Annotated in this window: 18 protein-coding genes; 4 read left to right on the plus strand and 14 right to left on the minus strand. The window is 63.6% G+C overall.

Annotated features, from left to right (window positions below; translation table 11 throughout):
- Window positions 1-145 precede the first annotated feature (145 nt).
- Window positions 146-1837, plus strand: coding sequence for a GGDEF and EAL domain-containing protein (locus M5C01_RS03265; protein WP_103496700.1), 1692 nt, complete (start codon window positions 146-148; stop codon window positions 1835-1837).
- Here the strand turns inward: M5C01_RS03265 and M5C01_RS03270 are convergent.
- Window positions 1817-2593 (minus strand): transporter substrate-binding domain-containing protein, encoded by a 777-nt coding sequence (locus M5C01_RS03270; protein WP_152737302.1) that lies wholly within the window; start codon window positions 2591-2593, stop codon window positions 1817-1819. The two genes, M5C01_RS03265 and M5C01_RS03270, sit on opposite strands and share 21 nt — an antisense overlap.
- 145 nt (window positions 2594-2738) lie before the next feature.
- Between M5C01_RS03270 and dnaX the strand changes: the two genes are divergently transcribed.
- The 3 genes from dnaX to recR all read left to right on the plus strand — a co-directional run bounded on the left by dnaX (window position 2739) and on the right by recR (window position 6077).
- Complete coding sequence (dnaX, locus tag M5C01_RS03275) at window positions 2739-4877, plus strand: DNA polymerase III subunit gamma/tau (RefSeq protein ID WP_152737303.1); 2139 nt, start codon at window positions 2739-2741, stop codon at window positions 4875-4877.
- Between the two features lie 65 nt (window positions 4878-4942).
- Entirely contained in the window at window positions 4943-5269 is a 327-nt protein-coding gene (locus tag M5C01_RS03280) for a YbaB/EbfC family nucleoid-associated protein (RefSeq protein WP_100939147.1), read from the plus strand.
- 205 nt (window positions 5270-5474) lie between these two features.
- Entirely contained in the window at window positions 5475-6077 is a 603-nt protein-coding gene (recR, locus tag M5C01_RS03285; protein ID WP_100939148.1) for a recombination mediator RecR, read from the plus strand.
- Window positions 6078-6160: 83 nt separating this feature from the next.
- Here recR and M5C01_RS03290 read toward each other — a convergent pair whose 3' ends face one another.
- From M5C01_RS03290 to M5C01_RS03350, 13 genes are all read right to left on the minus strand, one after another.
- Window positions 6161-6493: a hypothetical protein gene (locus tag M5C01_RS03290; protein WP_247263002.1), complete on the minus strand. Its 333-nt coding sequence runs from the start codon at window positions 6491-6493 to the stop codon at window positions 6161-6163.
- Window positions 6494-6644: 151 nt separating this feature from the next.
- Window positions 6645-7571 carry a glycosyltransferase family 2 protein gene (locus M5C01_RS03295; protein WP_103496703.1) on the minus strand — a complete coding sequence of 309 codons (927 nt, stop codon included), beginning with the start codon at window positions 7569-7571 and terminating at the stop codon, window positions 6645-6647.
- Window positions 7572-7587: 16 nt separating this feature from the next.
- On the minus strand, window positions 7588-9003 hold the full coding sequence (locus M5C01_RS03300) for a lipid II flippase MurJ (RefSeq protein ID WP_152737568.1): 1416 nt from the start codon (window positions 9001-9003) through the stop codon (window positions 7588-7590).
- A 24-nt stretch (window positions 9004-9027) separates the two neighbouring features.
- The gene (locus M5C01_RS03305; RefSeq protein WP_152737304.1) at window positions 9028-9849 is read right to left on the minus strand and encodes an acyltransferase; all 822 of its coding nucleotides are present in this window, start codon (window positions 9847-9849) and stop codon (window positions 9028-9030) included.
- Window positions 9846-11234: an O-antigen ligase family protein gene (locus M5C01_RS03310; protein WP_152737305.1), complete on the minus strand. Its 1389-nt coding sequence runs from the start codon at window positions 11232-11234 to the stop codon at window positions 9846-9848. The genes M5C01_RS03305 and M5C01_RS03310 overlap by 4 nt, the downstream gene beginning before the upstream one ends.
- Window positions 11234-12334 (minus strand): glycosyltransferase family 1 protein, encoded by a 1101-nt coding sequence (locus tag M5C01_RS03315; RefSeq protein ID WP_152737306.1) that lies wholly within the window; start codon window positions 12332-12334, stop codon window positions 11234-11236. Before M5C01_RS03315 ends, M5C01_RS03310 begins: the two co-directional genes overlap by 1 nt.
- Window positions 12325-13542 (minus strand): glycosyltransferase family 4 protein, encoded by a 1218-nt coding sequence (locus tag M5C01_RS03320; RefSeq protein ID WP_103496707.1) that lies wholly within the window; start codon window positions 13540-13542, stop codon window positions 12325-12327. Before M5C01_RS03320 ends, M5C01_RS03315 begins: the two co-directional genes overlap by 10 nt.
- Window positions 13539-14822: a beta-galactosidase gene (locus M5C01_RS03325; protein WP_248764285.1), complete on the minus strand. Its 1284-nt coding sequence runs from the start codon at window positions 14820-14822 to the stop codon at window positions 13539-13541. The genes M5C01_RS03320 and M5C01_RS03325 overlap by 4 nt, the downstream gene beginning before the upstream one ends.
- 31 nt (window positions 14823-14853) lie before the next feature.
- Window positions 14854-16044, minus strand: coding sequence for a glycosyltransferase (locus tag M5C01_RS03330; RefSeq protein WP_152737308.1), 1191 nt, complete (start codon window positions 16042-16044; stop codon window positions 14854-14856).
- Window positions 16044-18038 (minus strand): GumC family protein, encoded by a 1995-nt coding sequence (locus tag M5C01_RS03335; protein ID WP_103496710.1) that lies wholly within the window; start codon window positions 18036-18038, stop codon window positions 16044-16046. The genes M5C01_RS03330 and M5C01_RS03335 overlap by 1 nt, the downstream gene beginning before the upstream one ends.
- An 18-nt stretch (window positions 18039-18056) precedes the next feature.
- Window positions 18057-18839 carry a polysaccharide biosynthesis/export family protein gene (locus M5C01_RS03340; protein WP_103496711.1) on the minus strand — a complete coding sequence of 261 codons (783 nt, stop codon included), beginning with the start codon at window positions 18837-18839 and terminating at the stop codon, window positions 18057-18059.
- A gap of 86 nt (window positions 18840-18925) precedes the next feature.
- Window positions 18926-20383, minus strand: a complete 1458-nt coding sequence (locus M5C01_RS03345) for a mannose-1-phosphate guanylyltransferase/mannose-6-phosphate isomerase (protein ID WP_152737309.1) — start codon at window positions 20381-20383, stop codon at window positions 18926-18928.
- Complete coding sequence (locus tag M5C01_RS03350) at window positions 20384-21820, minus strand: undecaprenyl-phosphate glucose phosphotransferase (protein WP_152737310.1); 1437 nt, start codon at window positions 21818-21820, stop codon at window positions 20384-20386.
- Window positions 21821-22046 lie beyond the last annotated feature (226 nt).

Consider the following 22046-nt stretch of genomic DNA (forward strand, 5'->3'; position numbering starts at 1 on the left):
GGACAGCCAAAAATACCTGTCCCAGCCAATGATGGCCTTCATTTAATCCTAGTTGATCTTCGTCGAAGTACGGCCAGGCGATGCCGCCAGGCGCGGTTGTGCTGCGAATTCGGGACAACCTCTAGCCGCCCAGGTGAGCTGATTCATGGATGAGACGTATCGCAGGGTCGTGGACGTCGCCGCCATTTTCTCCGAGACCGACCTGAACGGGCGGATCACCTACGTCAATGATCCATTCTGTGTGATTTCCGGTTATAGCCGTGATGAACTGCTGGGGCAGAATCACCGCATCTTGAACTCCGGCTACCACCCGTCCGGATTTTTTGTCGATATGTGGCGCACCATTGCCCAGGGCCGGGTCTGGAAAGGCGAAGTCTGCAACCGCGCCAAGGACGGTTCCCTGTATTGGGTCGACAGCACCATGGTGCCGCTGCTGGATGAGGCCACCGGGCAGGTCCGCAAATATGTGTCGATCCGTTTCGATGTCAGCGAAAAGCTGCGTCTGCTGCATACCCTGCAGTGGCGGGTGGGGCACGATGTACTGACCGGCCTGCCCAATCGGGCGTTTCTGTCGGACCTGCTGAACCAGGCCCTGGATTTTTCCCGACGCGAAGCCATTCCGCTGGCGGTCTGCATGCTTGACCTGGATGGTTTCAAGGCGGTCAACGATGGCTACGGGCATGCCAGCGGCGACCGGCTCCTGGTGGAAGTGGCGGAGCGCCTGCGTGGCATCATGCGCGGGGAGGATGTGGTGGCGCGGCTGGCGGGTGACGAGTTCGTGCTGATTCTGCGTTATGTGCACGACGCCGAGGAACTGAACGCCGCGTTGCAACGGGTGCTCGGCGCCATTTCGGCACCCTATTCGATACTCGGCCAGACCGTCCATGTGGATGCGAGTATCGGCGTGACACTGTTTCCCTCCGACGACGAGGACGCCGATACCCTGTTGCGCCATGCCGACCAGGCGATGTACCTGGCCAAGCAAGGTGGGCGCAATCGTTTCCATTTGTTCGACGTGTCCCTGGACCAGGAGGTCAAGGCCACTCACCAGACCGTGGCATTGATGCGTCAGGCCCTGGCCAATGGTGAGTTCCGCCTGGTCTATCAGCCCAAGGTCAATATGCGCACCGGCAGCGTGGTCGGGTTCGAGGCGCTGATGCGCTGGCAGCACCCGCACGAAGGTCTGCTCCAGCCCCAGGCGTTCCTGCCGCTGGTGGCCCAGACCGATGTGGTCATCGATATCGGCGAATGGGTCATGGACCAGGTCATGGCGCAGATGCAGGCCTGGCGCCAGGCGGGGCACGAGTGGCCGGTCAGCCTCAATATCGCCGCCCGGCATTTCCAGCGTGGCGATTTCGTCGAGCGTCTGCGCGCCTTGCTGATGCGCCACGCCGAGGTGCCGCCGCATATGCTCGATCTGGAGATCATCGAGTCGGTGGCCATCGAGAACATCCAGCGGGTCAGCCAGTGCCTGCAAGACTGCCAGACGCTGGGGGTGCGTTTTTCCCTGGATGACTTCGGCACCGGTTACTCGTCCCTGAGTTACCTCAAGCGCCTGCCCAGCCAGACCATCAAGATCGATCGCTCGTTCGTGCGCGATATTCTCCATGACCAGGATGACCTGGCCCTGACCACGGCGGTGATCGGCCTGGCCCGTGCGTTTGGCCGGGAAGTGATTGCCGAGGGGCTGGAGTCCGCCGAGCACGGTCGGTTGCTGATGAGCCTGGGTTGTGAGGTGGCGCAGGGCTATTTCATTGCCCGGCCGATGTCGGCGGACGAGGTGCCGGCCTGGGTCGAGGCGTTCGAGCCACCGGCCTTATGGCGCAGTGTCACCTGAGTCGAGCGCGTCCCTCTGGTCGTCATGCCCGGTATAGAGGTGGATGGTCCGGTCGATTTCCCCGGACATTTTCATGCGCAGCAAGGTCCTGAGGATGCGCTGTACCGGCAGGGCCGGGTCGTTGCGCACAAAGCAGCCCACGGCGTCTTCCTGCACGACCGTCACCGCGTGCAACTGTTGGTCCGGCATGCGGGTCTGGTTGAACCAGTCCAGTGCCCATTGGCTGCTGATGGCGTAGGCGTAGCGGCCGACCTCAAGTTTTTGCAGGACCTGTTGCTCATTGCGCGCCTCGTCGCGGATGAACCGACCGCTTTCGAACTGCGCCTGTATGGCCGGGTACGAGTAGCCCAGTACGGTGCCGAGTCGTTGTGGCTCAAGATCTTTCAGGGTCATCGCTTTGGGCGGCCTGGCCTTGCTGACCAGCAGGTTGCGTTGGGTGAGGAAGGGGATGCTCCAGATATAGTCGCCGGACTGGTTCGGTAGCCAGGATTGCGCGGCATAGCAGCGCACATCGATTTCACCGCGTTCCATGGCGCTCTGCACTCGGGCGCGGGCCAGCACATGAAACTCGGCCGGGCTGCCGACCTGGTGGGCCAGGCTGGTCATCAGGTCATACAAAATACCTTGGGTCGGTTGGCCGTGCTCGATCTCTATGATCGGCATGCTCCAACTGTCGGCCACGGAGAAGCGCAACGGCGCCGGGGCAGCGAAAGCAGGGGCGGTCATCAAGGCCAGGGCGTAAAAAACTGCACGCATCAAACTCTCCGGCGGGAGCATCACAAGGCCGCCAATCCATGCACAAAGTGCAGCTTAACCAGATTAGCATCCCATGCCGGATGCATTTTTACCCCTGCTCCGCTAGCATTAGCGGTCTTCCGCTTCCCCGACGCGATGGTTATCGATGAGTTATCAGGTTCTTGCACGTAAATGGCGTCCGCGCTCGTTCCGCGAAATGGTCGGCCAGACCCATGTGCTCAAGGCTCTGATCAATGCCCTGGACAGCCAGCGGCTGCACCACGCCTACCTGTTCACCGGTACCCGCGGTGTCGGCAAGACCACCATCGCGCGGATCATTGCCAAGTGCCTGAACTGCGAGACCGGCATTACCTCGACCCCCTGCGGGACCTGCTCGGTCTGCCGGGAGATCGACGAGGGGCGCTTCGTCGACCTGATCGAGATCGATGCCGCGAGCCGGACCAAGGTCGAGGACACCCGCGAACTGCTCGACAACGTGCAGTACGCCCCGAGCCGCGGGCGCTTCAAGGTCTACCTGATCGACGAAGTACACATGCTCTCCAGCCATTCCTTCAACGCGCTGTTGAAAACCCTGGAGGAGCCGCCACCCTACGTCAAGTTCATCCTGGCGACCACGGACCCGCAGAAACTTCCGGCAACGATTTTGTCGCGCTGCCTGCAATTCTCCCTGAAGAACATGACCCCCGAACGGGTGGTCGAGCACTTGACCCACGTGCTCGGGGTCGAGAACGTCCCGTTCGAAGAGGATGCCCTGTGGTTGCTGGGACGCGCCGCCGACGGTTCGATGCGCGATGCCATGAGCCTGACCGACCAGGCCATTGCCTTCGGTGAAGGCAAGGTCATGGCCGCCGATGTGCGGGCGATGCTCGGTACCCTCGACCATGGCCAGGTCTTCGACGTGTTGCAGGCGTTGATCGACGGTGATGCCAAGGCCCTGCTCGAAGCGGTGCGGCATCTGGCCGAACAGGGGCCGGACTGGAACGGCGTGTTGTCGGAAATCCTCAATGTGCTGCACCGCGTGGCGATCGCCCAGGCGTTGCCGGAGGGTGTCGACAATGGCCATGGCGACCGCGACCGGGTGTTGGCGCTGGCCCAGGCCCTGCCGGCCGAAGATGTGCAGTTTTATTACCAGATGGGTTTGATCGGCCGGCGCGACCTGCCGCTGGCGCCAGACCCGCGAGGCGGTTTCGAGATGGTGCTGCTGCGCATGCTGGCGTTCCGTCCGGCCGACAGTACGGCGCCGCCGAGACCGCCGCTAAAGCCAGTGGGGATCAGCCAGGCCACAGTTGATTCCGCACAGAGTGTGGCTGGCGCAGCCGTTGCCGCGCCAGCCGCACCTGTGGCACCCGTGGTCGCTGCTGTTGCCGAGACGCCGGTGGTAGCGGCTGCGCCTGCCGAAGTGGCAGCGCCGATTGCCGCGCAACCGGTGCCCGTTGCTGCGCCGGTCGAAGCCGTGCCGGTGACCCCTGTCGTGGCGGCCGCGCCGCCACCGGCCGAGCCCGTTGTCCCGGCGGTGGAGGTCGTGGATCTGCCGTGGAACGATCCGGTCGAGCCCGAGGAAATACTGCAGGAGCCTGCTGTCGAACCGGTGCTGGAAACCGTCGCCGAACAGCCGGAGCTGGCGGCCATGCCGCTGCCGACGTCGGACAGCGTGGTTCCGGATGCGCCCGAGTGGGTCGCCGCGACCCTGCCCGAGCCGACGCCCGCCCAGGTGGAGGCCGCGACGCCGGGTCCGGACCTGGACGACGAGCCGCCGCTGGATGAAGACTATATCGAGCCGGATATCGATTCGGCCTACAGCTATCTCGACGAACTGGCCAGCGAGCACGCCGCCGATCCGGCCCCGGAGCCCGAGCCGCAACCCGCGGCGGCCCCGGCCACCGGCCTTGCGCTGGAGTGGCTGGAATTGTTCCCGAAACTGCCGGTTTCTGGCATGACCGGCAGCATCGCGGCCAACTGCACCTTGATGGCGGTCAGCGGTGACGACTGGTTGCTGCACCTGGACCCGGCCCATAGCGCCTTGTTCAACGCCACGCAGCAACGCCGTCTCAATGACGCCCTGAACCAGTATCACGGGCGTGCGCTGAAGCTGACCATCGAGCTGATCAAGCCCGAGCAGGAAACCCCGGCCCAGGCGGCTTCCCGTCGGCGCCACGAACGCCAGGACGAAGCGGTGGCGTCGATTCATGCCGACCCGCTTATCCGGCAGATGATGCAACAGTTCGGTGCGGTGATCCGTGGCGATACAATCGAACCTGTCGATGCCCTGGTGGTCCAGGGCTAATAACTGAACGATGCCAGGCCTTTGCCTTGCATCTCTTTGTACATGTAACTCTTGAGGTGATTCCCATGATGAAAGGTGGCATGGCCGGCCTGATGAAGCAGGCGCAGCAGATGCAGGAAAAGATGGCCAAGATGCAGGAAGAACTGGCCAACGCCGAAGTGACCGGTCAATCCGGCGCCGGCCTGGTGTCCGTGGTGATGACCGGTCGTCATGACGTCAAGCGCGTCAGCATCGACCCGAGCCTGAAGGACGAAGACCTGGAAGTGCTGGAAGACCTGATCGCCGCGGCGTTCAACGATGCGACGCGCAAGATTGAAAGCAACAGCCAGGACAAGATGTCCGGCATGACCGCCGGCATGCAGCTGCCGCCGGGCTTCAAGATGCCGTTCTAAGGCGCCAGTTGCCTTACCTTGTAGGAGCGTGGCTTGTCGGGACGCCGCACCGCCGCGAAGCTTTTAGCGGTCCGAGGGCTTCTTCGTCGGAACGACGCCGGACCAAGCTTCGCTCCTACAAGGAATTGTGTTCCAGCGTGATCCCCGGACGCTGGCTGGAGGCGCGGCTATAAACCGCGTCTCGTGTTCTGTCGGACCCTTTGCCATGAGCTTCAGCCCCCTGATTCGCCAACTGATCGATGCCTTGCGGGTACTCCCCGGCGTCGGCCAGAAAACCGCCCAACGCATGGCCCTGCAACTGCTCGAACGTGATCGCAGTGGCGGCTCGCGCCTGGCCCAGGCCCTGGGCCAGGCCATGGAAGGCGTCGGCCACTGTCGCCAGTGCCGCACGCTCACCGAAGACGACCTCTGCCCACAGTGCGCCGACCCTCGGCGTGATGACAGCTTGCTGTGCGTGGTCGAAGGCCCGATGGACGTCTATGCCGTGGAGCAGACGGGCTACCGTGGCCGTTATTTCGTGCTCAAGGGACATCTGTCGCCCCTCGATGGCCTCGGTCCGGAAGCGATCGGTATCCCGCAACTGCTGGCGCGCATCGAAGAGCAGGGCAGTTTTACCGAGATCATCCTCGCCACCAACCCGACGGTTGAAGGCGAAGCCACGGCTCATTACATCGCCCAGTTGCTGGCCAACAAAGGCCTGATCACCTCGCGTATCGCCCATGGCGTGCCGCTGGGTGGGGAGCTGGAGCTGGTGGACGGCGGAACCCTGGCGCATTCGTTTGCCGGACGTAAGCCGATTTCGCTGTAAGCCCGCCCGGCGCTGGCCGCAACCTTTGAGGTCGCGAGGTTCCCGGGCGCGCCCCGGCGGCGCGACGCGGGTAACGGGTGAGGTCAGGAGGTCAGCAGCAGCAGGATCTGGTCCATGCGATTGTTGGCAATCCAGACCAGGGGCGCGCCGATGACCGCCGCGGCGCCAGCTATGTAGGTGAGTCGGCCCTTGATGGATTTCACATCGTTGCGCACCTCATTGAGGTCACGGTGGATGTATTCGAAGCGGGTTTCCAGCTCTGTGATTCGGGGTTCCATAGCATCGCCTCCAGGGGTACGGATCGTCTTGGCCTTGTCATGGCGGGGCGGGCGTTGCGGTTTGGCGTCGTGATGGCCCGGCTCGTGGGCCGCGGCGCTCAAGTGCGGTGCCGCGCAGTGCTGTAGCTCGACTTCCATGTGAATATGCTTCCTCGATGGTTCAGGTCCAGAGTGTTATTCGCTCGATAAAAAGAGCTTGAAGAAGTTCGCCTTATTTCGTCTCTGGGTCAATTGGGGTTGTTCGCTGATGGTTATCGGAAAAATCCTCATCGTTTGAAGGTCTGCCAAATCAGGCGTGCGGGCTGTCCCAGTAGCGCTTGTACATGCCCAGGTTCTTTTTCAGCCGCCTGGGCAGATGCCGCTCTTGCTGGCTCAGTTTGTAGGCGAGCAGTTTCACCGCATTGCGCCACAGTGAGCCGGGCCAGGCCAGGCAACGGGCGGGGCCGAGGAACTTCAGCTCCGAGATCACGTAGCGCAGGCCCTCGCCGCCGGCCCCGCCGAACTGCTGGCGGATCCACGGCTCACGGGCGTGAAAGACGCCGATATCGAAGTAGCGTCGGAACTCTTCACCGAGGCTGTAGTTATGGGAATGCCGGCAACGGGCGCTGCCTTCGTAGGCGACCTTCCACCCGGCCTGGAGCATTTTCGCGGCGACGTACATGTCTTCCGACAGGATCACATGCTGCGGGAAGCCGCCGACCTGCATCAGGGCCTGGCGCCGATAGGCGGAAAAGGAATTGGAGATGAAGGCGGTCTTGATGCCCAGCCGGGGGGCGTCGGCCAGGCTCTTGACCTGGGAGTCCGGCGGGTAGTTGAACAACCTGGCGTGCTCGGCCAGGGGGGTGGCATCCAGGTGCGGCAGTTGCCGGCCGCAGACGGCGCCGACCTGCTCGTCGGCAAACGGCCGGACGATATTGGCAATGCCGTCGGGATCGTCCAGGTAGGCATCCTGGGTCATGAACACGTAGAGCTCGTAGCCGGGGTTGTGTTCGACCATCCATTGGCGGGTGCCACCATGGTTGAAGTCCTTGCTGTCGATGCGTTGCACCCGTGGGCAGCGCGCGCAGGCCAGCTCGAAGGTGCCGTCGCTGGAGCTGGAGTCGACAATCAGGGTGTCGAAGGTCGCGGTCTGGAGCGCCAGGGAGTCGAGCAGGCGTTCCAGGTCGCGGCGTCCGTTGTAGGTCGGAATCACTACGGCCACTTGAGGGGTCGACATTGTTCGGTCTCCAGGTTCAGCCGGGCAGGGCGCGCCAGGGGCGCAACCACGCCGCCAGGGCAATCAGCAGGATCAGGCTGCACAGGCTGCTCAGGCCCAGTTGCAGCCAGATGCCGTGCAGCGGATGCAGGACCCGCGCGGCCACGACCATCACTGCCAACCCCAGCAAGGCGTGGCTGCGCCACGGTACCAAGGTTTGCAACTGTTGGCGGCGGATCAGCAGCAGGCCGGTGAGTATCACCCCGCAGATGGCGGCCAGGGCGATGCCGATCAATCCGAGGAAATACGGCAGTACCGCCAGCAGCAGGGCATTGAGCAGGCTGCCGGTCAGTTCGCAGGTGAGTGGCAGGCGGGTGTCGCCGGCGGCGTAGGCGTAGCGGGCGAGCAGGGCGTTCCAGGCACCGAAGACCAGGGGGATCGAGAACCAGGCCAGCAGTTCCGGCAGCGGGCTGTCGGCGGCCTGGTGGGGCAGCAGCAGACTGACCAGGGCCCCGGCGGCACCGATCAGCCCGACCACGGCGGGCAGGGTCAGCAGGCTGGCGCTGGCCAGGCCCTTGCGCAGCAGGTCCAGGCGTTCGCTGCCCTGGCTGCCGCTCATCAGGCCGAGCAGCACCTGGTTCAGGCTCATCAGGGCGATCAGCGGCAGGTTGATCAGTTTGCGCGCCAGGTTGATCCAGGTCACGGCACCTTCGCCGAGCAACGACGCGACCATGCGTTCGAGCAGGGCCAGGCCCTGGCTCGCGAGGTTGCTGCTGAGCAGCGGGCCGATGCGTTGCAGCAGTTCTTTGACGGCGCCGGGTGCGTGGCCAAGTTGCCAGGGTTTCCAGCCGCCGCGGTACAAGGCCGGCAACAGCAGCGTCGGCATCAGCAGGCTGCCCAGTACGCAAGCACTGGCCAGGCCGTTCGGAGTGGCGGCCTGGCGCAGGAAGGCCAGGTACAACACCGGCGGCAGGTTGAACAGCAGCGAGCCGAGTCCGGCCAGGACAAAGCGTGAACGAGCCTGCAAGGGTACGCAGAACAAGGCATGCAGGATAAACCCGGGGGCGCACCAGGCCAGCCAATGCAGACTGGCCCCGGCCAGTGCGTAGCCGTCGCTGTCGAGTCCCGGTCCGATCAGCCGAACCCATAATGGTGAGCCGACGCCCAGCACCAGCGCCAGCAGCAGGCCGCAGAGCAGCAGCCGGGGGGCCATCGCGCCGAGCCAGGCGGTTTGTTCGGTGGCGGTGCGTTGTTGGTAGAGCGGTAGCGCCGCCGCGCTGAGCAGACCGGCCGCCAGCGCCATGCGCAAGGCTTCGGGCAGGAACAGCGCCACCAGGAAACTGTCGCTGCGCCCGCCGGCGCCCCAGGCGGCGACCAGCAGCCACTCGCGGGCGAACCCGGCGACGAGGCCGGTGAGGGTCGCCAGGGTCAGCCACAGGGTGGAACCGAGCAGTTTCGAGTCAGGCATGCCCGCGGCTCAATGGAACAAAGTGAACAGGCCTTTGCCGCCCACCTTGTAGTTCAGGCCGCGGCAACGTTCGCCCTTGATCGCCGCGTCCGGCCCGCCGACGATGGCGTAGGCCGGAACCGGCTTGGAGACCACGCACTGGCCACCGACCACCGCGCCTTCGCCGATATCGGCACCGAACGAGAGCAGGGCGCGACTGGCAATCCAGGCATAGTCGCGGATATAGATCGGCCCGCCGACCGCCCAGAACTCCGGGGCCTGGATGTCATGGCCGCCGGCAATGATCAGCACGTGGGAGGCGATGGTCACATGGTCGCCAATGATCAGGCCGCCACGGGCATCCAGTTGGCAATGCCAGCCGACGGTGCTGTCGTTGCCGATGCGCAGGTTGTTCACCCCCAGCACCTCGGTGTTGCGCCAGACCGTCGAGCCCTTGCCGATCTTCGCCCCGCCCGCGCGCAACCAGAGCAGCCTCAGCGTATGGCTGGGAATCTTGCAGATGAGTATGTTGTAGGCCAGTTCCCAGCCGCGCAGCATGCGGTCGCGCAGGGTCGGCCAGTTGATCCCGTACAACGGGATCAGCTCGCCCTTGACCTCGCGGCCGAGCAAGGCATAGAACCGCCGGGCCAGGGGCGGCTCGATTCGCGATTCGATGTTCAGGTAGCTGATGAAACACAGCATATTGCCCTTGAGCGGCTGTTCGAAACACACGTCGTTTTCCAGCATCCACTGGTAGCTGCTTTCCAGTTCCTCCAGCCCTACGCCCATCTTCTCGGCGTATTCGGGCAGTGCCTGCCTCAGGTTCAACGAGTGGAATATGCGGTGTTTCATGGGTGGATTCCTGGCAGAGGGGTGGCCTTGAGCTTGAGACGCCGTGTTTCGTGCAGGTTCAGGCCCAGCATCAGCCAGAACAGGGCGATCAGCACATTGGTAAAGCTGAAATAGTGGTCGAAGAAGCCGCTGAGCAGCGCCGCCATCAAGCCGCAGGTAGTGCCGAGCCAGATGGCGTTGTCTTCATTCAACTGGAAGGCGGCCAGGGAAGAGCGGGTGTCGCTCCACCAACTCCAGATCACCGCGGCAAACAGGACCAGACCCGGCACGCCGAGTTTGTAGATGAAGTTCAGCCACAGGTTGGAGATACCCCACAGGCCGGTGCCGGGCACGGGCGGCTCGACCTTGAAGCCGATGCCGAAGGGGAACATGGCCATGGCGTTGGGGAAGTGTGAGTATTCGTCGAAACGCACATTGGTACTGGCGTCGTTGCTGGAAAAGAGCCCCAGCAGACGGTCCTGCAACGGCGGGTAGAACATCAGCAGCAGGCTGCCGAACACCAGGCCGGCGAGGATCACCTGACCGGCGTAGGGCACGCGTTTGCGGGCCATCCAGAACAGGACGATCAGCAGGCTGACCAGCGCCCCGCGTGAGCCCGAGAGCAGCAGGCCGATCACGCCCAGGCTTGCCACCGCCAGGCCCAGCGTGCGCCTCCAGCCTTGGCGGGCCAGCCCGTAGCAGAACGCCAATGGCAGCAGCAGGGTCATGGCGCCACCCAGGGCGTTGGGGTGCATCCAGGGCGAGCCCATGCGATTGGACAGTGCCGACAGGCTGTCCCCCAGCACCTCGATGCTGCCATAGCCGAGTGCGGCCAGGATCGGAGTCATGCCGGTGGCGCTGCCGTTCTTGAGGAACACCGGGATCGACAGCAGCAACAGCAACAGGGTCCCGAGCAGCAGGCCGGTGACCACCTGATCGCGAGCCTTTTGCTGATCGAGCAGGCGGGGCACCAGGAACAGCACCGACAGGTTGAGCAGCCAGCGGATCCAGTTCACCAGGCCGTTACCTTCGGCGTTGATCGTCAACTGGCCGACGATAAACGGAAAGGCACTGAACAACATCAAGGCCACCAGCCAGCGCTCGGTGCGCAGCAGGGGCTTTTTTTGCGGCAGGTTGTTGAACAGGCTTTGTACCAGCACGCTGCCCCAGACCAGCAGGATCAGGGCCTCGGACACCGTGGTGCGCAGGCCGATCTGGATCGTCGAGTAGGGCAGGAAGGTGGCGAGCACGCTGAACAGCAGCAGGCCCCAGAGCGGGTGGCGGATGATGGTCACCACGCCACCGATGGCGACCAGCACGACCGCCACCTTGAACGGCGGCAGCAGCCAGGCGAGGATGCCGAACAGCAATCCGAACAACAGGGCGATGGGCAGCGCCAAGGGCATTATTTCAGCTCCTCGATCAGGTGGTTGAAGCGCTCCTGGTAGGCCGCGGTGCCATAACCCGCGGCCCAGGTCCGAAGTGCCTCGGGGTCCTCGGCGGGGGCGTCTGCCAGACCGATCATCAGCGCGCTGAGGGCCGGGCCGTCAGTGGGCGAGAAGCGTGGGCTGTGCGGTGGCGTGATTTCGTCCAGCGCCGACCCGCTGGCGACGGCCACCGGGGTGCCGACGCTGAGGGCTTCGATCACCGGCAGACCGAAACCTTCGGCATAAGACGGTTGCCACAAACGCTCGGCCTGTTGGTACACCCCGTGCAGTTGTGCATCGCTGAGGCCGGTCAGGTAATGCAGGCCCGGCAGGTGTTGCAGCGACGCGGGCAGGTCCTCGGGGGCGCCGATCAGCACCAACTCCGGTACCTGCGGCGATTGCTGGCGGGCGGCGTGCCAGGCGCTGACGAACCAGGGGATGTTCTTGCGCGGCTCACGGGTGCCGACGGCCAGCCAGTAGCGTTCAGGCACTTGCAGGTCGCTGATGTCGGCGGCCTCACCGACGAAACCGGTGACCAGGTTGGGCAACACGCGGACCTTGTCGCGGGCTTCGGGAAACAACTTGACCAGTTCGTCGGCGGTGTATTGCGATGGGGTCCAGATCCGGTCGGCGACCTTTACCGAATGGCCGATGGAGAGGCGGTCGGTGGCCCGGTAGACGCGTTCCTTGAGTTTCGAACCGTGGCTGTTTTGCAGGGTCAGCTGGAACAGGTCATGGAGTTGCAGCACATAACGCATGCCGGCGGGCTTGCGCCCTGGCGGCAGGCCCATGTTGAAGTTGCAGAGGTAGACCTCAATCCCTGCTTCGCGCAACGCGCCGGGCAGGAAGCCGGCCTCGAAGCGCAGGCGTATCGGCAGACGGTGTACGCCGAACAAGGGCGAGCCCCATTTCGGACAGTGGACGCGGCGACGGATCGGGTGATCCTCCGGAGCTACCCCGAACAGTTGCAGGCTCACCTCGGGATGGGCGCGCAGGGCTTGCTCCAGGGCCAGGTTCTGACGGCCGATGCCGCTGTGGGTGTAACCCGCTGCCGGGCGATAATCCAGACCTATGCGCATACGGATTCTGCTTCCTTGAGGTGGGGGAGGCGGTTATAGACCGCTTCCAGTTGTGCGGCGGCCACGGACCAATCGTGTTCGGCCTTGACGTAGGCCCGGCCGGCTTCGGCGATCTGGTGCAGGCGCGACGGGTGTTCGAGAAGTTCGGCGAGCATCCGGGCCAGGGCTTGCGGGTCCTCGCTGCCCAGATAGTGTTGGCCGTTTTCGACCTTCAGTCCCGACACGCCCTGGCCGGTGGTGACCACCGGCAGGCCGGCGGCCATGGCCTCGAGCACCTTGAGCTTGGAGCCGCCGCCCTGGCGCAGCGGTGCGAAGAACACCGAGGCTTTGCTTTGCAGGGTGCGCAGGTCGGGGACAAAACCTTGCCATTCGATTCGCGGATCGGTCCAGCGCGCGCGCCAGGCATCCGGCAAGCCGAATCCGGCAATGGCGAAACGGACCCCCGGATTGAGCAGCCACAGGGCCGGGAGAATTTCCTCCAGGGCCCATTCGACGGCGTCCAGGTTCGGACTGTATTCGTAGTTGCCGATAAACAGCAGGCGTCGGGCGTGGAGGTCGGGTTGGACGCCGGCATAGAGGCCAGTGTCGACGCCGTTGACCACCACCGCCACCGGCTTGCCGGTCTGCTGGCGCAGTACCGTGGCGTCGTCGCGGGTCACCGCGATCAGTTCGGCGGCCTGGCGAAACACCCGGCTTTCCCAGCGCCGATAGCGTCGCTGGTCATATTGCGTGAAGGGCTTCATCCAGCCTGGCAGGCGGTCATAACTGGCGGCGCCGAGGGCCGACTCGACATTGTGCTCGGTGAGAATAAAAGGCTTGCCGGCATCGAGCAGTGGTTGTTCGAAGGGCTGGAAGCTGTAGCTGTGCTCGATCTGGATCACGTCCCAGTCTTCTTCCAGCAGGGTGCGCAACCGGGCCTGCAACTGCGGCGCCAGGCCGTTGATCGTGGCCAGCATCGGGTAGGGCGCGAGCAGCACGCCGAGCAGGGTTTTCAGGCTGCGTAACGAGCGTCGCGGGACCACGATCAGGCGTTCGACAATCGGCGCCAGGGCGTGGCGGGTAGCCTCGTCGACGTCGGTTTTCGATTGCACCAGCAGGGTAATCCGATGCCCGCGCGCGGCGAGGCTGCGCAGCAGGTGAAATTGCCGGGTCTTGCCGCCACTGGTGGTGGGCCAGGGCAGGTAGGGCAGGGTCCAGAGGATTTTCATGGCGTCCACACCAATAGCTGCAGGCTGGTTTTCAGCGGCACGGTAATGGCTGTGCTGTCGCTCAGAGTTGTCTGGGTGCCGGTCAACGGGTCGAACAGCGCCGCTTGGGTCACACCGGGCAATTGCAGGCTCTGGCCGCTGGCACTCCAGAACATCCAGACATGGGCGCCGTCATTGCGGGTCCAGGTGATGTTGTAGAGGTCGGCGGGCGCATTGCTCGACGACGGGGCGTCGGCCGGCTGGAGGGCCGGGCCGGTGACCGTGAGGAAGTTCTTCAGGGCGTTATACACCGGTTTCGGCTCGCCGTTGAGGTCGAGCAGGCCGTAATGCTGGTCGCGCGGGGTGGTTCGCTGATCCAGGTCGCTGAGGTTGAACAGGAAGATCCGTTGGTAGTCCATGGCGCTCATCAGTGCCAGGCGTCGCAGAGTGTAGTCGGCCTGTCCGTCGACGCCGATCAGTGCCTGCATTTCCTTGGGACCGTCATAGCTCGACCAGCCCCATTCGGTGGCCCAGACCTGGGTGACGCCCTTGCCGTGCAGATCGCTGTTCATGGCATTGCCCCTGAGCAGGAAGTCCTGGGCCGCGGCGTCGTCGCCTTCCGGGAATTGGGTATAGGGGTGATAGGCGGCGATGATGTTCTGGCCGGCCAGTCCCTGGCCCAACAGGGCGTCGAGCATCAAGCCGGGGGTACTGTGCATCTGGCCGAAGTAAGCGACGCCGGCGGTGGCGATGGCTTTGCCCGGCACCTGGGTGCGGATGGCATCGGCGGTGGTGCTCAGCATCTGGTAGTAGGCTGCGGGATCTTCCTTGGGCCGCCAGATGATGTTCGGTTCGTTCCATACCTGCCAGGTGCTCACCTGGGGGTAGCGCTGGGCCAGGGTGACCATGCGCGAGGCGAACAGCTTGAAGTCCGTCGGTGGATACTGGTCGCTGCTCGGGGTGCCGGCCGGAGCGCTGCTGGCGAACGGCGGCGAGCCGACCAGGTAGGCGACGGTGTTGTAGCCATGGCTCTTCATCGCCGCCATGGCAGCATCGAGTTCGCTGAACTGGAAAGCCCCCTGTTCGGGTTCGATGATGAACCAGTGCAGGGTCAGGCGCACCCAGTTCAGGCCCAGTGCATCGAGCTGCGTCATCTGTTTCTGGTAGATGTCCGGATCGAAATACTGGAACTGGGCGTTGACCCCGAGAAAGTTTTTCCACTCCACCGCGCGGGGCGCCTTGAGCGTCGTCTGGGCGGCGACCTGGGGACTCCAGGGGATCAGGCTGACGGCGAGCGCCATCAGCAACAGGGCCGGGAACCATAAAAAGGCTCTACGCCACATCTTGATGTCCTCCGCAGGCCTGTTGGAACAACTGCAGGAAGCGCTCGGCGGTGTGGCTCCAGACCCGCTGTGCGCCGATCGCGCTGGCCTGTTCGGCCCAACTGATCGCCAGTTCCGGCTTGGCGCACAAGTGGCTCAGCTCCGTCGCCAGGGCCGTGACATTGCCCTGGGGGAAAATCACGCCGTTGCCCTGGGACACTTCCTCGGCAAAGGAACGTGCGTCCGAGGTGATGACGCCGCGTCCGCAGGCCACGGCCCAGGACAGCGCGCCGCTGGTCCCGCGCAGGCTGCCCAGCAGTTTGAGTTTGCTCGACTCGCGGTACGGCAGCACCATCACGTGGTGGGCCTGGATTACGGCGGGGATCTCGGCGGCCGGCAGGTCCAGTTGCCAGTCGACGTTGTCTTGCAGGCCAAGGCTCTGGATGTGCTGGCGCAGTTGATCGAGATAGCTGCCCGAAGGGCCGAAGGCCATCTCCGGCTCGCTGCCCCCGGCCAGGGTCAGGCGCACGCGGGTCCGCAAAGCCGGTTGCTGGGTGAAGGTGATGGCCAGGGCGTCGAGCAGGTCTTCGATGCCCTTGCCGCGGTAGATGAAACCGAAGTACAGCAGTCGCAGCGGCTCCAGCGCGGGCAGGGGCTTTGCCGCGATGGCCAGGTTACCGTGGGCAATCACTGCCATCTGTTCGTTGCGCAACCCCATGCGCTGGCGCAGGCAATGGCCGCCCGAATGGGTGAGTGTCACCAGGCGGGTCAGGCTGCGGGCCAGTTGCCGCTCCTCGTACAGGCACAGCGGATCGGCCAGCACCGTGGCCATCTGTGGTAGCGGCGAAGGCAGCCGTGCGGCCAGCGACAGCGGCCAGGGCAAGCGCTCGCGGCGCCAGACCAGGCGTTCCGGGTCATGCAAGGTCGCGGTCAGCGGCAGCGCCGGGAAGCGTGCGCGCAGGGCCTTCAAAGCATGGAACTCGGCCAGGCGCCCGCCCCCGATTTCGGCGTGGACCAGATCGATGCCCTGCCACGATGCCTGCGCTACAAGCTCCCTGGCCCGTTGCGGGTCGTTGCCCACTCCCGCCAGGGGCGTGCTGACACGCACCCCGAGGTTTTCCAGCGCCGCTTTCAGATGCCCGGCGTAGTCGGCTATGCCATTCTGTTCCGGTGGCAGGGGCGCTATCAGGGCGATATGCATCAGGCATGGCTCCGGATGCGGGCCAGGGTATTGAGTACACGCTCGGGGATCTCGAAACGCCGGCGATTGAGGATGATGCCGTCGACGCGCTTGAACGCGGTATTGAGTGTCGACAGGGCATTTTCCAGGATCGGTACGGTGGTGCTTTCCGCTTCGATGATCAGCGCGATCAGGTCGGCCTGGCGCAGGGTCACGAAGGCTTCCTGGTTGGAGAAGAACGCGCCGGCATTGAGCAGCAGGATTTCCCCCGGATGCGCCGGGCCTTGGCCGTCGACGCGGACCCGATGGCCGCGTTCCTGCAGCAGGTTGGCCAGGTGCTCGATGACGAAGCTGACCCCTTCGCCACGCCGGGCCGAGGTCAGGCCGATGGCCAGTCCGTGTTCGGCGACCTGTTCCAGTGGCAGGACCCCATAGAGCCGGTACATGCTGGCAGTGAACGCGGTGCGACGCTGGATGCTGCCGTTGCTGATGTCTTGCAGGCTGGTCCAGATCTTGACCCCGAAGCGTGACTCGATCTTGTCGCCGTCGTGGATGCGCTGGTCCAGCAGATAGAAGAAATACAGGGCCAGCAGGCCGACCCCCAGGCTCAGCGGAATGGCCAGCAAGAGCATGGTCAGGCTTTTCGGGAAGACCCGGCTTTCGTTGAGGGTGGCCTGTTCGATCACCGCGATGTTGCTGATCTGGCTCTTGTCCAGTTCACGGTCGATCCGCGCTTTCTCGGTACTGGTGCTGTACAGGGCGAAGCTCTTTTCCGCGGCATCGAGTTCACGTTGCAGGCGGGCCATTTCCGGCTCCAGGGCCAGGGCCTGACGGCGGTCCTGTTCCAACTGGTTGAGCTGGGTTTCCTGCTGGGCGGCCTGGGTCTGCAAGCGGCTGAGGCTGGCCTCCTGGTCGGCGAAGCTGTTCTGCAGGCGGGTGTAGACCGGGTTCGGCGCCAGGTTATCGGTGCGCTGGACTACCGCGTTCTGCGACTTGAGCAGGTCTTCCAGGTTGGCAATCGCCTTGTCCATGGCCTTCACCGGCGGTGCGCCTTCCTTGAAGGTGCGGAGCATTTCCTGGCGTTCGATCTGCTTGGCGTTGATCCGCTGTTGCAGGTCCTGGCGGTCCGGGTTGATGCTCATCTGCCGACCGATGCTGATTTCTTTCTTCATGCTGTCGAGCTGGGCTTTGATCCGGTCCAGCCCGCTCTTGGTCGAGGCCACCGCACGGGTGGTGTTCAGGTGCTCGCCGCGCAGGTTGTTGAGGTTGCGCGAGATATCGTTCAGGCGCTCGCCGATGCTCACCGCTCCGAGCTCGTTGAGATGGGCCTCGATCTGTTTCTTGTAGTCGAGGATGCGTTTGGTGGTCGCGGTACTTTCGCCTTCATAGAAGGCGTACAGGCTTTTACGCCCCAGGGTGCGGGTGCGTTCCTGTTCATACTGCTCGATCCAGCTCTTGACGATGGTCTGGGCGACCTGCGGGTCGTTCCAGGTGAAGCTGATTTCCATCACCGAGGAGCCCACGGCGTGGGTCACGCTGAAGTACTTCGTCAACTGGTCGGCGAGGCGTTCGACCGGTGTCTGCTTCTCCACCAGACCGAGCAGTTGCAGCAGGCCGCGACCGACATCCAGCAGGCCCTGCACCGTGCTCTTGACCAGGGTCTTGAGGGTGGCGATAAAGCCTTCCTGGGGCGGTACCCTGGACAGCTCGTCGAGGTATTGCTCGGCTACCAGCCGGGCGATCGGGCGCCCGGTGAGGATGCGTTCCTCATCGATGATCGGGTCGCGCTGGGCGCTGGGGATAATAGTTGCCTGGCGGTCGGAGATCTCGATCGGCAAGGTGCTGGTGTCCCGGCCCGGCTTGACCAGCAGCAGGGCCGTGGACTCGTAGCGGTTGGGCAACAGGAAGGCTCCCAGCAGGATGACGACGAAAGTCACTAGCACAGTGGTTTTCACTTCGCGCTTGAAGATGAAGAATAGGCGCAACAAGTCTCGGAAGGAGCGGATATTGATCATGTCTGTTGTCCTTAACGATCAGTTGCCAGTGCTGGTGGAGTTGTTCAGGTTGTAGTTCGCGCCGATGCCAATGGATTTCTGGAAGGGAATCAATTGGTTCAGATACAGGTCGACCCACTCGATGCCGTTGCCCACATGGGACTTGGGCACGAACACCACGTCGCCGCGTTGCAGCAGCACCGGTGCGCGGTTGCTGGCGCCGGCGAGCATGGTGTCGCGATAGTCGAAGAAGTAGGTCTTGTAGCGACCGTCGTCGTCCTGGCGCAGCAAGGCGATATTGCGGCTGTCGCCCACCGGCAGCAGACCGCCGGCACCGATCAGGGCCTGTTCCAGGGTGGTGACGGTGGTCACCGGCAGGCTGGCCGGGGTGCGCACCGAGCCACCGACGAACACGGTGTTGCTCGGGGCCTGGGAGATATTCACCGTCAGGGCCGAATCCTGGTAGATATTCTTCAGCTTGTCTTCGAGGATCAGGGTCAGCTGTTGGGGGGTCAGGCCGGCGGCCTTGACGTTGCCGACATAGGGGTAGGAAAAGCTGCCGTCATTCATCACGATGAACAGCGTCAGTTCGTAGATCGAGTTGGCGGTGAAGGCGGAAATGGACGGCGCTTCACCGGTATTGCGCACGATACGCAAGGTGTCGCCGGCGCGGATGCGCTGGTCCGGCAGCGGCTTGCCGGCCAGGGCGTCGCCGGCCCGGTGACCTTCGCGCAGGACGTCGTTATCCGGTAATGCCACCTTGGCCGGTATGCTGCACGCGCTGATTAATAAAACACTGAGGATCAGCAGGAGTTTGTTCATTGGTCAGTCTTCCCTTTATGCATGGTTACCCCCCCCTTGACGGACCCGGGTCCGCGCATGTGGGTGCTCCTACTGTTTCAGGTGTCTCAGGTCTTGCTGGTTTCGACGGGAACCCGTCCATAAATATCGGTGAAACGCACGATGTCGTCTTCGCCGAGGTATTCGCCGCTCTGTACTTCGATCATCACCAGGTCGATCACCCCCGGGTTGACCAGCCGGTGCTGTTTGCCCGGCTTGATAAAGGTCGACTCATTGGTATCGAGCATAAACTCGTTGTCGCCGTTGGTGACCCGCGCCATGCCGCTGACCACGATCCAGTGTTCGCTGCGATGGTGGTGCATCTGCAGCGACAGCGACGCATTGGGCTTGACCACGATGCGCTTGATCTTGAAGCGCTTGCCTTCCTCGAGCACGGTGTAGGTGCCCCATGGACGGCTCACGGTACGGTGCAGGCGATAGGCGTCGTGGCCCTGGCGCTTGAGTTCCTGGGCGATCAGCCTGACGTCCTGGCTGCGTTTGCCGTCGGCGATCAGCAAGGCGTCCGGCGTGTCGATGATGATCAGGTCCTTGAGCCCGACGCCGCCCACCAGGCGCTTGGGCGAATCGATGTAGCAGTTGCTGACGTCATGCAGCACGGTCTCGCCGTTGCACTGGTTGCCCTGGGCATCGGCCGGTGTCAGTTCACGCACCGCCTGCCACGAACCGATATCGCTCCAGCCGAGTTGGCAGGGCACCACCGCGACTTTGCGCGAGCGTTCCATCAGGGCGTAGTCGATGGAGATGTCCGGCGCCCGGGCCAGGCTCTTGCCATCCAGTTCCAGTTGAAGTTCCTGGCTGCCTTCGCGGCTGTGGCTGAGGGCCAGGCACTCGGTCATGGCCTCGAGGACGTCCGGGGCGTGTTCGCGCAGTTCGCGCAGCACGGCGTCGGCCCGCATGCAGAACATGCCGGCGTTCCACAGGTACCGGCCGCCATTGAGGTACTGCTGCGCGGTCTTCGCATCGGGCTTCTCGACAAAGCGGGCGACCTGGAACGCCTCATCGCCCAGGGCCTGGCCTTTCTCGATATAGCCGAAGCCGGTCTCGGGGTGGGTCGGTACCAGGCCGAAGGTCACCAGCCAGCCTTGCTCGGCCAGGAGTCGAGCGCTGTCGATCGCCTTGGCGAAGGCGTCCAGGTCCTTGATCAGGTGATCGGCCGGCAGTACCAGCAGTTGCGCGTCGTCGCCGTAGAGCCTGGCCACATGCAAGGCCGCCGCGGCGATGGCCGGGGCGGTGTTGCGACCAAAGGGTTCGAGGATGAAGTCCAGCGCCGCGTCGGCCTTGTTCAACTGGCGGTAGTCATCCAGGGTACGGAAGAACACCTCGCGGTTGGTCACCGTCAGTACCCGCTGGACACCGGGCAGTTCGGCGGCCCGGCGGAAAGTCTTCTGCAACAGGCTTTCGCCGTCGGGCAGGCGCATGAAGGGTTTCGGCATGGCCTCGCGGGAGACCGGCCACAAACGGGTGCCGGCGCCACCGGCGATGATGCAGGGAATGAGTACGCCCATTCAGAAGGCCTCGCGGGTCATGAGCACTGCCGGGACAGTGCGGAACAGGATGTAGAGGTCGAACCAGATCGACCAGTTTTCGATGTACTCCAGATCGAACTCGACACGTTTTTCGATTTTTTCCAGGGTGTCGGTTTCGCCGCGGTAGCCATTGATCTGGGCGAGTCCGGTGATGCCTGGCTTGACCCGGTGGCGTGAGGTGTATTCCTTGACCGCTTCCTCGAACAGGATGCCCGCCGCCTTGGTGGCCGTGGCGTGGGGGCGCGGGCCGACCATCGACATGCTGCCGATGAAAACATTGAATAGCTGTGGCAACTCGTCGAGGCTGGTTCTGCGGATAAAACGTCCGACCCGGGTGATCCGCGGATCGCCGCGGGTGGTTTGGGTTTCGGCGTTGGCATCGCTCTGGTGCTGGTGCATCGAGCGGAACTTGAAGACTTCGATCAAGCGGTTGTTGTAGCCGTAGCGCTTCTGGCGAAACAGCACCGGGCCCGGCGAGTCGATTTTGATCGCCAGGGCCGTCAGCAGCATGATCGGCGACAAGAGGATCAGTGCGAGGCTCGACAGGACCATGTCCTCCAGGCGCTTGAACATCGGCGACCAGCCGCGCAGGGGAACCTCGGAGGCGTTGAACATCGGCAGGTTGGCGACTTCGGTGATGCGGTTGTGGGCATGCCGGAAGGCAACCATGTCCGGCACCAGCAGCACATTGACCGGCAGGCGGCGTAGTTCGCGGATGATGTAGTCCATGCGGTTTTCCGCCGACCAGGGCAGGGCGACCAGGACCTGGGTGACCTTTTCTTCGCGGATCAGGCGTTCCAGGTCATTGGAGTTGCCCAGCAGCGGCTGGTTGACCAGGGTCTTGGGCAGGCGGCCGATGCGGTCGTCGATAAAACCGATGACCCCGGAGCGGATGTCCTGGTGCTGGGCCAGGTATTCGGCCAGGCGCTGGCCGTTTTCAGTGGCGCCGAGGATAACCGCGTGCTGCAGGAAAAACCCCCGTTGCATCAGTTGCTGGAACAGGGTCAGCAGAACCAGGCGTTCGACACCGAACAGTATCAGGCTTGAAATAAACCAGATAAACAGTTCGGTGTTGGTCAGGAAGTTGAACAGTGACAAACCATGGTGCATGAACAGCAGCAGGCAGAACGCCGATGACCAGGCGAAGAGTGTGAGTTGAAAACGCAGCAGGTTGCTGAAGATGGTCTCGGCATACACGCCCAGCGCCTGGAAGATCAGCACGCTGATGAAACCGAAGAACAGCAGCAGGGTGAGGTAGCTCTTGATGACGGTCGGATCTTGCTCGCCCAGGTATACCAGCAGCATCAGGCCCGGCAGCATCGCGGTCACGCCATGGATCAGGCGGATGCCGAACAGGAAGTACTCGACCATACTGGGTCGTGTCAGTAACAGGCTGTCAACCGGCTGCAGGCGCATAAACACCCCTCCCGTCTTACCATCGTGAATGGTAATTACGAAATGTCGTGGCAGTTGTTTCAGTAGAAAAACCAAGGCTTTGTTGCGCTGACCCCATCCCTGAAGGTTGATCATTTTGCAGATTGAACAGCGTCAATCCAAGTGAGTCCTCCTACTGTCGTCTTGCGATTTTCATCGACCTGACGCTTCGTGTTTGCTTCCTGCTATGGGTGTTATGGGGTTGAGT

This window comes from Pseudomonas sp. MWU12-2319 (genome assembly GCF_023242525.1).
GTDB lineage: Bacteria > Pseudomonadota > Gammaproteobacteria > Pseudomonadales > Pseudomonadaceae > Aquipseudomonas > Aquipseudomonas gingeri_D.